The sequence below is a fragment of the Ralstonia sp. RRA genome (assembly GCF_037023145.1).
In the GTDB taxonomy this organism is placed as follows: Bacteria; Pseudomonadota; Gammaproteobacteria; order Burkholderiales; family Burkholderiaceae; genus Ralstonia.
On the sequence record NZ_CP146092.1, the window covers coordinates 1144463 to 1156527 of the forward strand.

General features: G+C 63.9%; 13 protein-coding genes. 7 read left to right on the forward strand and 6 right to left on the reverse strand.

Annotated elements, in window-relative coordinates; all coding sequences use genetic code 11:
* Positions 1-123: 123 nt before the first annotated feature.
* Positions 124-687, forward strand: a complete 564-nt coding sequence (locus V6657_RS23260; RefSeq protein ID WP_048935856.1) for a Spy/CpxP family protein refolding chaperone — start codon at positions 124-126, stop codon at positions 685-687.
* Between the two features lie 27 nt (positions 688-714).
* Here the strand turns inward: V6657_RS23260 and V6657_RS23265 are convergent, their stop codons facing one another.
* From V6657_RS23265 to V6657_RS23280, 4 genes are all read right to left on the reverse strand, one after another.
* Positions 715-1155 carry a universal stress protein gene (locus V6657_RS23265; protein WP_048935857.1) on the reverse strand — a complete coding sequence of 147 codons (441 nt, stop codon included), beginning with the start codon at positions 1153-1155 and terminating at the stop codon, positions 715-717.
* Positions 1156-1294: 139 nt separating this feature from the next.
* Positions 1295-2203 (reverse strand): AraC family transcriptional regulator, encoded by a 909-nt coding sequence (locus V6657_RS23270; RefSeq protein ID WP_048935858.1) that lies wholly within the window; start codon positions 2201-2203, stop codon positions 1295-1297.
* Positions 2204-2253: 50 nt separating this feature from the next.
* Positions 2254-2685 carry a hypothetical protein gene (locus tag V6657_RS23275; RefSeq protein ID WP_048935859.1) on the reverse strand — a complete coding sequence of 144 codons (432 nt, stop codon included), beginning with the start codon at positions 2683-2685 and terminating at the stop codon, positions 2254-2256.
* Positions 2682-3047, reverse strand: coding sequence for a glycoprotein (locus V6657_RS23280; RefSeq protein ID WP_338755266.1), 366 nt, complete (start codon positions 3045-3047; stop codon positions 2682-2684). Before V6657_RS23280 ends, V6657_RS23275 begins: the two co-directional genes overlap by 4 nt.
* A 706-nt stretch (positions 3048-3753) precedes the next feature.
* Here V6657_RS23280 and V6657_RS23285 point away from each other — a divergent pair.
* From V6657_RS23285 to V6657_RS23310, 6 genes are all read left to right on the forward strand, one after another.
* Positions 3754-6531, forward strand: coding sequence for an EAL domain-containing protein (locus tag V6657_RS23285; RefSeq protein WP_048935861.1), 2778 nt, complete (start codon positions 3754-3756; stop codon positions 6529-6531).
* A gap of 119 nt (positions 6532-6650) precedes the next feature.
* Positions 6651-7154 carry a DUF6622 family protein gene (locus tag V6657_RS23290; protein WP_048935862.1) on the forward strand — a complete coding sequence of 168 codons (504 nt, stop codon included), beginning with the start codon at positions 6651-6653 and terminating at the stop codon, positions 7152-7154.
* A gap of 106 nt (positions 7155-7260) precedes the next feature.
* Complete coding sequence (locus V6657_RS23295) at positions 7261-8073, forward strand: TOBE domain-containing protein (RefSeq protein WP_048935863.1); 813 nt, start codon at positions 7261-7263, stop codon at positions 8071-8073.
* Between the two features lie 5 nt (positions 8074-8078).
* Positions 8079-8579, forward strand: coding sequence for an NAD(P)H-dependent oxidoreductase (locus V6657_RS23300; protein WP_048935864.1), 501 nt, complete (start codon positions 8079-8081; stop codon positions 8577-8579).
* A 57-nt stretch (positions 8580-8636) separates the two neighbouring features.
* Positions 8637-9050 (forward strand): hypothetical protein, encoded by a 414-nt coding sequence (locus V6657_RS23305; RefSeq protein ID WP_137884942.1) that lies wholly within the window; start codon positions 8637-8639, stop codon positions 9048-9050.
* Between the two features lie 84 nt (positions 9051-9134).
* Positions 9135-9971, forward strand: a complete 837-nt coding sequence (locus V6657_RS23310; protein WP_082170312.1) for an ankyrin repeat domain-containing protein — start codon at positions 9135-9137, stop codon at positions 9969-9971.
* Positions 9972-10012: 41 nt separating this feature from the next.
* Here V6657_RS23310 and V6657_RS23315 read toward each other — a convergent pair whose 3' ends face one another.
* The gene (locus V6657_RS23315; RefSeq protein WP_048935866.1) at positions 10013-10756 is read right to left on the reverse strand and encodes a sulfate/molybdate ABC transporter ATP-binding protein; all 744 of its coding nucleotides are present in this window, start codon (positions 10754-10756) and stop codon (positions 10013-10015) included.
* Positions 10753-11439: a molybdate ABC transporter permease subunit gene (gene modB, locus V6657_RS23320; protein WP_048935867.1), complete on the reverse strand. Its 687-nt coding sequence runs from the start codon at positions 11437-11439 to the stop codon at positions 10753-10755. The genes V6657_RS23315 and modB overlap by 4 nt, the downstream gene beginning before the upstream one ends.
* Between the last annotated feature and the right edge of the window lie 626 nt (positions 11440-12065).

The window sequence follows — 12065 nt, forward strand, 5'->3', positions numbered from 1 at the left end:
CGTAACGGGCGGTCAAGAAAACTCCTCCGTTTGCCCACCTTTGGTGCGACATCGATGGCTACAGTGAGCGTATGGCTGGCATGGTTGACATGCGCGGCCGACGTTCTCATCAGGAGCCTCACCATGATCGCTGTGACTTCCCGCCGCCTGGTTGCCGTTGCTGCCGGGCTTCTCTTGTCTTGCGCCGCGCTGGCCCAGACGGCCGCCCCCGACGCAGTTCCCATGTCGCCGATGCCTGGGCATGGTCCCGGCATGATGGGCCGTGGGCCGGGCCCCGGCTTTGGCCAACCCGGGCCGCACGGTATGGAGCGCGGGCGTCACCACGGTGGCGAGTTCTTCCTGCGTGGCCTGAATCTGACCGAAGAACAGCGCGACAAGATTTTCGCGATCAAGTATGCGCAGATGCCGCAAGAGCGCGAGCAACACAAGGCCGTCGCACATGCGCGTCGTGACCTGCGTCAGATGGTGACGTCCGGCCAGTACGATGAGGCACGCGTTCGCACGCTGTCCGAAGCGCTGGGCCGAGCAGTCACCCAAGAAGCCCAACTGCGCGCGCAAGCCGGCGCCAAGATCATGCAGGTGCTGACGCCTGAACAGCGCAAGCAGATCACCGATCGCGAAGCCCGGCACGTGGCCGTGCTTGAGCAGGGCGAAGATGCACCCGCGCAGGAACTGGCGGCAATGTAATCAGACTTGCCTGATGGTCTACTGCAGCTAGCGGTAGACCACCACGGGCACCTGCGCGTAAGTCAGCACCTTGCGCGTTTCATTGCCGATCAGCAATCGCCCCATCAGGCTGCGGTGCCCGTGCGATGCCATGAAGATGACGTCGCATGCGTGCCGCTTCGCCGCGTCCAGAATGCCGAGGTAGGGCTCGGAAAATTGCGAGACATCGCTGTCGAACTGGATGCCTTCTTCCCGGGCGCGCTCAGCAATCCGATCGATGCAGTCTTTCGCATAGCCCTGCACTTGCTCCATGTAGTGCGCGTGCGGACACTCGCCCACCCCGGCGGAATACGCCATGTTGGGGAATTCTTCGATGCACGTGTAAGCGGTGAGGCGGCAACCGGTGGCGCGCGCGAGTTTCAATGCGCCGTCGATTGCCTTGCGGCATTGCTCGGAGCCGTCGGTCGGCAAGAGGATATGGGTAAACATGGCGCTCTCCATGGGGAACCCACTTCCAAATTACTGCACTGCACACGACAGCTCTATCGTGGAAAACGCTAGGCCCGGCGCCACTCTTCAGCGGTTGCTGAAATACGGTCGTTCGTTTTTTGTGCGGTAGGCAAGCGTGTTACTTGCCTTGCCAAGCCTGCCGATAGCGCGAGGGCGACGCCCCGAGTTGGGTGGCAAAGCGCCGGCTGAAATGGCTTGGGCTGGCAAAGCCGCAGCGCTCCGCAATCGTTGCCAGCGGCAGCGTGGTCGATCGCAGCAGGTCTTGCGCACGTGCAATGCGCCGCTGCAGAACCCACTCGTGCGGCGCCACCCCGAACGATGCGCGGAACATCCGCGCAAAGTGAAATTCCGACAGATTGGCCTCTGCCGCCAGCTCCCCGATCGACAGCAGCAAGTGCAGCTCAGCTTCAATGCGTGAGGCAATGCGGCGGCACACATGGGGTGCCAGCCCGCCACGCACCGCCATTGCGCGTGTACGGCCCTGTGTCTGCACGAGATACGACAGCGTGTCGTTGGCCAGCGCGTTGGCACGCATGCGGTCGTCCAGGTCGGACCAGTCGAGTTGGGCGATGCGCGCGCACGATTGCGCGAGGTGCACGTCTTCAATGAAAGTGCGGTCGTGCAGGGTAAACAGGCGCGGCTCGGCGTCGAGCAGACGCACTGCATGCCCGGCCAGTGCATCGGGTGCGAAGTACAGATGGACAAAACGCATCGGCTGCTCGATCACCCAGGCAGATTCGTGCTCGGCCGGCAGCATGCACACACGGCCCGGCGCGCCGAACAGGTTCGGCAAGTCCTGCCGGTGCGTGGTGTAGCCGCCTTGCAGATACACCGACAGTGTGTGGTGACCCGGCTGGACGTAGTGTGCCTCGTCGTGTTCGTTGCACCAGATAGCGGCGGTCACGCCATCGCCCAGATTGACGACACGCTCCAGCGATGCGCGCGACCCACGCGCGAGCGTACCGAAGACGCTGGCGTCTGCGGTCACGCGTGGGTCAGGCGAAGTGGGGTCGAGGGTAGGGCGCACGCGTCGATGTTACCAACGATCGCGCCGCCGGTGAGCGGCGGCTTCGGCCGCTAGCCCGGGCAGAGTTCGTGCGCCACCGCACCCGCCAGGCCCACGCCATCCACGCGTTGCCAGTTGGCATCGTTGGCGAACTGCTTCTCGCTGACGGTCATGGCGCCCTGGTACAGCTTGGCGCGAGAGACAGAGAACTGCCGGCTGCGGCAGTCGACGGTGTAGAGGAAGTCGGCCATGTCGCCACGGAAGGCGCCGAACATGCGCTGCAATGAACGCATGCCCGCGCGGTTGGATGCCTCCACGCGCACCCAGGCACTGATCGGGCCGCTGGGCATGCGCTGGATGCTGCCGGCGTCGAGCGATGCATAGCTGTCCGGTTGATCGGGCAGCGTGATCCAGCGTTCGGCGCCGATCGCGCTGAAAACAGTCATGGCCAGTCCGGCCAGCATGCCGGCAAGTACACCGCGTGCGATTGCGGCGGTGGTCATCGTGGCTTGGCGTTGCCTGGAACCGGAATGGCGACGGCGTCGGAGTGGCTGCAGGCCATGGTCACGCCGGATTTTTCGAAGTCGACCATTACCGCGCCAGGCTTATCGGCGCGGCTGGGCGTGCCGGCCAGGCTGCCTGACAGGCGCTGCATGATGGCCTGGCAGGTGGGGACCTTGCCTTCCTTTCCGGTCTTGGTTGCAGTTGCTGAAGCTGGTGCCGGCGGCTCGGCAGCAGCCGGTGCGCTCGGCTGGGTTGAGGCATGCGCGCGCGGCAATGTCACCAGCGCGGCAAGCGCCGCTACGGCAATCAGCAATCGCGTGGAACGCCGCAACAGGGGCGATGCCGACGACGATCGGGACATGGGGGAAAGAAACGGCATGACGGTCAAAGCACGGGGGTCAGAATGCGCCTGTACAGCAACGCGGGCAGGCGGGATCTCTGGAGTGTAACGGCACTTCGTGTCGAAACTTGACGCGGCAAACTGCCCCATCGTCCAGGTGAGGGTGATGCACCCTGCCCAAAATGATTCATGCAATCGACATAATCGGCCGGTCGAACCAGACCAGACGCGGAACATTCGTGCGCATGTTCCGACCAACCAATATGCCGGGGGATTTATATGCACCATCGGTATCACACTGCGGTGCATCGTAGATCGCCAGCGCACGCAGACGGGGCAAGCAGCACAGGGGTTCGTGCAGTGCCAAAAAGAAGGCACCGGAAAAATGAGGTGGATTATAAAAAGGGATGGAATACCCTGCCTTTTCTGCACTTTGTTTTTTTGGGCGGGACACTATTATTTAAAGCATGGAAGCGATGCCGCGGCAGCTATGTGCCCGTCGCTTCGTGGGTCGGTTCTCCTCTCTGGAACAGATCGACACGGTCCAGAGATTTCAACCCGCGCCTCGTCAACTGAGCGCGGGTTTTTCTTTGGGCGCAGTGCCAGCGCTCAGGCAATCGCGCAGAGTGCTCTTCAGTTTTCCGCTGGCGTGCCGTTGTGGATAGGGTCGAAACGCGTGTAGGCTGCACTTTCCATTGCAGTCGCTGACCAAGCAACCGTATCCCCGATGAACCGTTCCCATCCGGCCGATGCCGGAGCCCTTCCTGTTGACGCGGAGCTGGCTCCAGAGGCCATGCCACGCCCGGCAACGGCACCTGTTCCCTCGGCGCAGACCGCAGCCGAAGAACAGGCTACAGGCACGGATTTCGATGCGCTGGCGCGCCTGTCGTCCGATGCTGTGCTGTTGACGGTGGAGGGGCGTGTCGTGCGAGCCAACCCTGCTGCCGCGCGCCTGATGAATGCGCAGGCGCCGGAGCAGCTTGAAGGTGTGCAGCTTGCCGGCCTGATCCACCCGGATGATGTGGGCCAGGCCGTGCCGCGTCTGGCGCGCATGGTGAGCGGTGGCTTGGGTGCCCAGCCCGTCGAGCACCGTTTGGTGCGGGCCGACTACACCCATGTGCTGGTTGCCAGTGAGGCCGCCGCGTGCGAGCACGAAGGCCAACCGGCGGTGATGCTGGTACTGCGTGAAGCCGGCTCGCGCCACGCGCTTGAGCGCCACGCCGTACAGGCCCGTGCCGAAGCCTTGCAAGCACGCCGCCTGCTCGCCTCGGAGAACGCCGTGCTTGCGCAACTCGCTTCCAACGCGACGCTGTCGACAGTGCTGCGCCATTTGTGCCTGTACGTCGAACAGGTCTACCCGAATGCCATGGCGGCGGTACTGCTGCTTGCTGAAGACAACCCGGACGAAAGCCAGACCCTGCGCGTGGCCGCCGCGCCCACGCTGCCCGCGGCCTACGCTGCCACGCTGGAGAATTCGCCCGTCGGCCCCGATGCCGGCGCGTGCGGCTGTGCGGTCTACCTGGGCAACGCCGCCCTGATTGGCGACATCGCAACCGACCCGCGTTGGCAGCATGAACGCACCGCAGCACTGGCTGCCGGCTTTGCGGCAGCCTGGGCGTTGCCGATCCGGTCTTCACGCGGCGACAAGCTGGGTGTGCTCACGCTGTTCTATCGCCAGCCCTGCTTGCCTAGCGAAGAAGAGCTGAATTTTCTCGACGACGTAACCCACCTGGCCGGCGTCGCCATTCAGAAAGACACCATTGAGCGCGGCCTGGCCGAGAGCGAAGCGCGCTATCGCCTCGCCATTTCGCACCTGAACGAGGGCGTGCTGATCCAGAGTCTGGACGGCGTGGTGCTGGCAGCCAATGCCAGCGCCGAGCGCATCCTGCGCGTGCGTGCCGGACAATTGGTCGGCCGCAACCGGCTGGACCCGCTGCAGCGCGTGATTGACGAAGACGGCAACGAGATCGCCCACGATGTCCTGCCTTCGCAGCTCGTCAAGCGCAGCGGCGAGCCGATCCTGGGGCGGGTCTACGGTCTCCTGCTCAAGACCGGCGAGTTGGTCTGGATTCGCGAGAACATCATCCCGATCCGTCGCCATGGCGAGCCGGTGCCCAGCAGCATCATGCTGTCGTTTGCCGACATCACCGACATCAAGCGCGCCGAGCAGCGCCTGCGCCATCTTGCTGCGCACGATGCGCTCACTGGCCTGACCAACCGCAGCTTCTTCATCGCCCATCTGGAAGCCGCCATCGAGCGTGCGCGCGACGAAAGCCGCGAGCTTGGGTTGTTCTTCCTGGATCTGGACCGCTTCAAGAGCGTGAACGACACCGCGGGCCACGCCTGCGGCGACACGCTGCTGCAGAGCGCCGCCGCACGGTTGACGGACTGCATTGGCCCCGGCGACGTGATCGCGCGCCTGGGCGGCGACGAATTCGTCATCCTGATCGAGCAGCGCGTGGAAGGTAAGCGCATTGCGCTGCTGGCTGAACGTTTGCTGCTGACCATGCGCGAGCCGTTCGATACCGTCAACGGGCGCTACTACCTGGGTGTATCGATTGGCGTGGCGCTGTATCCGCACGATGGCATTTCGGGCTCCGACCTGCTGCGTTCGGCCGACGCTGCCATGTACCGCGCCAAGCAGAATGGCCGCAACCGCGCGCAGTTCTACACGGCCGAGCTCAACGCCCGCCTGCAGCGCCGCTACCTGCTGGAGAATGCGCTGCGCGACGCGCGCGAGAACAACGAACTGCAGCTCGTCTATCAGCCCAAGTACGACCTGGCCAGCCACCGCATCGTTGGTGCCGAAGCGCTGCTGCGCTGGAACAGCGCGAAGCTGGGTGCCATCTCGCCGGTCGAGTTCATTCCGGTGGCGGAAGAGACCGGTCTGATCGTGCCGATTGGCGAATGGGTGCTGCGCCGCGCGTGCGAACAGGCCACGACGTGGTACGAGGCGCTAGGCTACGACTTCCGCATGGCGGTCAACCTATCGGCGCGCCAGTTCCAGGCCGGTGATGTGGTGCCGATGATCGAGCAGACGCTGGCCGAGACCGGCCTGCCGCCCACCGCGCTTGAAGTGGAAATTACCGAAAGCCTGCTGATGGGTGGCGCGGATGAAGTCCGCCCGATGTTCGACGCGCTCACCGCGCAAGGCATTCGTATTTCCATCGACGATTTTGGCACGGGGTACTCGTCGCTGTCGTACCTGCAGCGCTTCCCGATCAGCAACGTGAAGATCGACCGCTCGTTCATCACGGGCATTCCACACGACCCGGATTCGGTGGCGCTGACCGAGGCCATCGTCGCCATGGCGCGCGCCCTGGGCATGACCGTCACGGCCGAAGGCGTGGAAGATGCCGACCAAGTGGAGTTTCTCGCCAAGGCCGGCTGCCAGGAAATCCAGGGCTACTACATCGGCAAGCCTGTCACGGCGGAAGGCTTTGACCGGCTGCTGCGGGCGCACCTTTCGGTCGTGGATGCCGGGGTGCGCGCGGCACTGGGCTGACCGCTTGGTAGGCCCTCCAGGCTGACCGTTCGCGCCAGCCTTCCTGCCATTCGTCGCAAATCGCTCCCGTGTGTGGAATGCGGTGCCTAAGCTGGCGTCATTCCAACAGGGAGACCGCCATGCTCGAATCGATCACCTCCATCGTGTCGCACACGCCCACCTGGGTGTTCGGGGTGTTTGCCGTGCTGATTGCGCTTGGCCTGCGCCAGACGCAGCCCCGCGTGGTATCACGCCGTCGCCTGATCGTGCTGCCACTGGTGGTGGCTGCGTACTCGTTCTACGGCGTGGTGATGGCGAGCCACGGCAGCGCGCTCGCGCTGGCAGCATGGCTGGCGGCCATTGCAGCGGCCTTCCTGTTGACGCGTCTAATGCCGCCCAACGGCGCCATCTCCGAATCAGCCGCCACCGTGCGCGTGCCCGGTAGCTGGGTGCCGATGGTGGTGATCCTGGGCCTGTTCACCGCGCGCTACGCTTACAACGTGATGCTGGCGATGCATCCGGATGTCCTGCAATCCGCCGGTTTCATGACGCTGTTCAGCGCGCTGTTCGGGTTCCTGGGTGGTTTGCTGCTCTCGCGTTCGGTGCTGATGCATGTGCGTACGCCGCGCCTGATGGCGGCTTGAGTTCGCCTCACACGACGATGCACCGATCCGCCCCCTGATCGGCGCGACCCGACGCCAATCGGCGTTAACATCCGCATGTTGCAATCTCCATCCAATACGAGACGACATGCTGGAACTCGACGGCACCATCTGGCTGCGCGCCGGTGAAGACAACTGGGGCGGACACGGCCGCATTGCATTGCTGTCGGCCATCGGTCAGACGGGCTCCATCACGGCGGGTGCCAAGGCGGTCGGCCTTTCCTACAAGGCCGCCTGGGACGCCATCGACACCATGAACAACCTGGCCGGCGAGCCGCTGGTGGTGCGTACTACGGGCGGCAAGGGCGGCGGCGGCAGCGTGCTGACGCCGCGCGCACAGCGGCTGATCGAGAGCTTCCGCGTGCTGGAAGCGGAGCACCGCCGCTTCGTCGAACGCCTGGATGCCGCAGCCCAGGCCGCCAGTGAAGACGTGACATTGCTACGCCGCCTGATGCTGCGCACGAGTGCGCGCAATGCGCTGTTCGGCACGGTAGAGTCGATCGCATCGGGCGCGGTCAACGATGTGGTGACACTGCGTCTGCCGGGCGGTCAGGCTGTCGCCGCGACCATTACGCAGGAAAGTACGCATGCGCTTGGGCTGGCACCGGGGGTACAGGCTGTCGCCCTTATCAAGGCGCCGGCTGTGATGCTGATGCGCGGGGCTGGGGAATGGCGCGTGTCTGCCGAAAACCAATTGCCATGCGTGGTCACGGAAATTCGCGATGGCGCAGTGCAGGCTGAGGTGCGGTTGCGCCTGCTCGATACAGATGCCGCCGCCGCGCAGGAAACCGTTCTGGTGGCAATGCTCTCGCGCACGGCGGTCGAAACGCTGGCCCTGGCGGAAGGTGTGGAAGCCGTGGCCGTGTTCGAGGCGTCGAGCGTGATCCTGGGCTTGGCCTGAGCCCCATGGCTGCCCCCAAGACCCTGCTGATCGTCTATCACTCGATGACGGGCGGCACGCGGCAGATGGCTGAAGCCGCGCAGGCCGGCGCGACCGCAGAGGGCGGTGTTGCCGTGCGGTTGCTGCATGCCGCACATGCGGGCCCCGATGATGTGCTCGCGGCGGACGGCTACATCTTTGCGACGCCGGAAAACCTGGCGGCCATCAGCGGACAGCTCAAGGATTTCTTCGACCGCTGCTATTACCCTGCGCTCGACCGCATCAACGGCCGCCCCTATGCCTGTCTGATCTGCGCCGGCAGCGACGGCCAGAACGCCGCGCGGCAGATCGAGCGCATTGCCACCGGCTGGCGGCTCAAGCCCGTGGCCGAGCCGATCATCGTATGCACGCGTGCGCAGACGCCGGAGGCTATCCTGGCGCCGAAGCAGATCGGCATGGAAGATCTGGAGCGCTGTCGCGCGTTGGGCGAGGCGATGGCAACGGGGTTGGCGCTGGGCGTGTTCTAGCCGCGTCAACGGCGACCAAAAAGGGGGGCGGGTATGGGGTGGGGAAGACTCTACGCCGTGAATGAAAGCGCCGGCCAGTTGCTGAGCACATGTCGAACGAAAGCAGACTGGTATGAAGCGATGAACACGCTGGGTATCGAGAACGCGCCGCAACTCGACGCCGAGGACTCGATACGCTTCTGGGCATCGAAGCTTGACGGCATCGCTCACCCTGCTGCGAAGTTCTTCGCCGGTGATTTGCATGCTGAGGACAACGGAGCCGATGATCCGAACGTCTGCTTCGTCAGCGGCGAGTCGGCGAGCGCGTTTCTTTCGCAGCTCGAGCAACTCGGCGAAGCATTCTTCATCAACCTGTTTCCTCATGAAGGGCCGTACGGTGTCGGACATGCCTGGCTGTACGAGCCGCTTTGCGTTTTCTTGCGGGACGCCCGCCTCCAGGGCAATGCCGTCATGATTCTGTGGGAAAACTAGATGCCCTCCGGCGGCAGCGCATGAGGCCAACCGCGTGAAGACCCGAAGTGTTTTGCAATCCAAGATAGCGATCAAGGAGTCAGCATGGCGAAGCCCAGTACCTCGATTGAACCCGCTGACATCTTTGCGGCGGCCCGTACAGCAAACCTCGTCGCTACACGCGCCTTTCTTGATGCTGGCGCTGAGCCTGCCGCAGTGAACGACCATGGCTTCACGGCACTGGAATGTGCGGCGATGGGAACGAATGGAACGCCCACCGAGCAACATCTTGCCGTACTGCGCCTGTTGATTGAGGCGGGAAGTCCGCTTGAGCATCAAGGTGGCGGAGGTCGAACGGCGCTTTACCTTGCGGCGGAATTCTCACGCGGCGTGGAGGCCGTTCAGTTGCTGCTGGATGCCGGAGCACAAGCCGACATTCGTGACGGGCACGGGAACCACATCGTTGAAAACGCCATGATGCCTGCGGTCAAGGCGCTGCTTTCACAGATCACCGGCCACCTGATCCCCCAAAAGGAAGCGGCGCCCGAGCCGAGGAAAATGTCGGTGCTTGAGTGGCGCGCCGCTCGAAAGAAAATCGACGCAGCGTTCGACAAGCTTGAGAGCGTTGGCATCGTCGCCTTGCATGACGTGGGCCGTACGCAGGAAGACGGTTTTGCGGATGCCTCTGCGTTGTTCAGGGAGCGCGGTGGCTCCGAGGCCGGGCTCTCCGGCATGTGTTTCTATACCCGGCAAGACCTCGATCGGGCCAAGCGCAGCAGTGATCTCGCCCTGGCTTTCTGGGGCGGGCCGGGAGGTGAGGCAGCGTCAACGAAGCGAGTCGGCCAACAGATTGCCGAGGCTTTCGGCAGCGTCGGCTTGCCAGTGAAATGGAACGGATCGGAGCGTGTTCGCCCAACCGTGGACCTCAGAGCGGTCGATTGAAGCGGGGCGACACATCTGCTGCAGGAATGCCGGCGCGATTCCTAGCCGTTGGACACCACCGTCAGGTGCGGATACGGCTTCACGGTGGTATCGCCCGGCGCCTGCACCGCATCGGCCACCACGCGGCCATCGCGTAGTTCGAACACGTGGTCACCGAAGATCTCCACGTCCGCCGGATCGTGCGTGATCATCAGCATCGGTATATCCAGCCGCCGCTGCAGTGCCGACAACTCCGAGCGCATGCGCGTGCGCAGCGCCGGGTCCAGCGCGGCAAAGGGCTCGTCGAGCAGCAGCATCGAGGGTTCGGCGATCAACGCCCGGGCCAGGGCCACGCGCTGGCGCTGTCCACCGGAAATCTGCGCAGGGTAATTGGCCGCCACCGCCCCTAGCTCGAAGGTGTCGATCCACTGTTGCACGCGCGGGTCTTGTGCCCGGCGCGGCGGATTGAGCCACCCGCGCTTGAGTCCGAAGCCGATGTTCTGCGCCACCGTCAGGTAGTTGAAGAGGGCGTAGTCCTGGAAGAGGTAACCGACGCGGCGCTCCTGCGTGCTGAGGTTAGTGCCATCTGCATGGTTGAACAGCGTGCGGCCATTCAACACGATGCGGCCCCGGTCGGGCGTCATCAGGCCGGCGATGGCGCGCAGGGTGAGGCTCTTGCCAGCACCAGACGGGCCGTAGAGCACCACGCGTCGGCTATCGGAGCGCACGGCAATGTCCAGCGAGAACACCCGCGCAGCGCTCGTCAGCGTCTTCTGCACCACAAGATCGACCATGGCTGCGCTCATGCCGGTTGCTCCTGCAGGCTGGGTGCGCGCCCTTGCAGCAGGCGGCTGGCCACCACCAGTACCACGATGCAGGTGAGCGAGGTGATCAGCACCAGCGTGTTGGCCGTGGCGTCGTCGCCGGCCTGCACAGCTTCGTAGATGGCGACGGACAGCGTCTGCGTACGGCCGGGCAGGTTGCCGGCAATCATGAGCGTGGCACCAAATTCACCCAGTGCGCGTGCAAACGCCAGCAAGACGCCAGCGGCGATGCCGCGCGCGGCCAGCGGCAGGGTCACGCGAAAGAACACGGCGGCTTCCGGCAGGCCGAGCACGCGGGCGGCATTCTCGAGCTGATGGTCGACGCCCTCAAATGCGGCACGTGCCGATTTCATGACCAGCGGAAACGCCACCACAGTCGAGGCAATGACCGCCCCTTGCCACGTGAAGACCAGCTGGATACCAACGCTGTCGAGCCATGCGCCGACCGGGCCACGCCGGCCCAGCAGCACCAGCAGGTAGTAGCCCAGCACCGTGGGTGGTAGCACCAGCGGCAGGGTCAGGACGGCGTCGATCAGGTCACGCAGGCGGCTGCGCGTGCGCGCCAGCGCGTAGGCCGCGGCCACGCCCAGGATGAGGTTGAGGGCGGTCGCCCAACCGGCCACTTTCAGTGAGAGCAGCAGGGGCGTCCAGACGGAATAGGTCATGCGGGTGCTTGGTATGCCAGCGGGCTACCACTGGCGGGCGAAGGGTCAAGCGTGTGCTTCTAGCGCAATATAGGGTTGGTTATAACGGATGGTCAATCCGTTGCGCTTGATGCCGCACATGAGACGCGGGAAATACTGCTGGCCAGAGGTTGGGTCGCTGGGTGGGGCGGTGCCGGATCCGCAGAGGCACCTTCGGCCATGCAGCCTTGGCGGAGCGACAACCGAATGCCTTCTTGGTAATTGTCCGGGGTTGCGGAATGTGGACCTGATCTCCAAGCATGGCTCTGCAGTTGATGCATTGCCAATGCGAAATGTCGCGCGATCAAAACAAATTGTCGTTCAATCAAAAGTATTTGAATCGCTATCCCCCCGAATGGGTGGGAGCGTTGGGCTGATATCGCTTTTGCATTCCTGTAAAATTCAATCTGTGCTAGTGCGTTGAAATTGCGTGGGGCGCAGCCCCTTTTTCTGGATGACTCTGCGTGGGCCACTTCGCCTGTCGTGTTGGGTGGGGGCTTTCAAGCACATTGGCAATTCTTTTTGATTGCTGACTTTTAAAGATTTCAAGAGTGCCGGGTGAGGCGGGGAATAGGAATGGTCCGGAGCCATCGTTCTATTTGGAAATA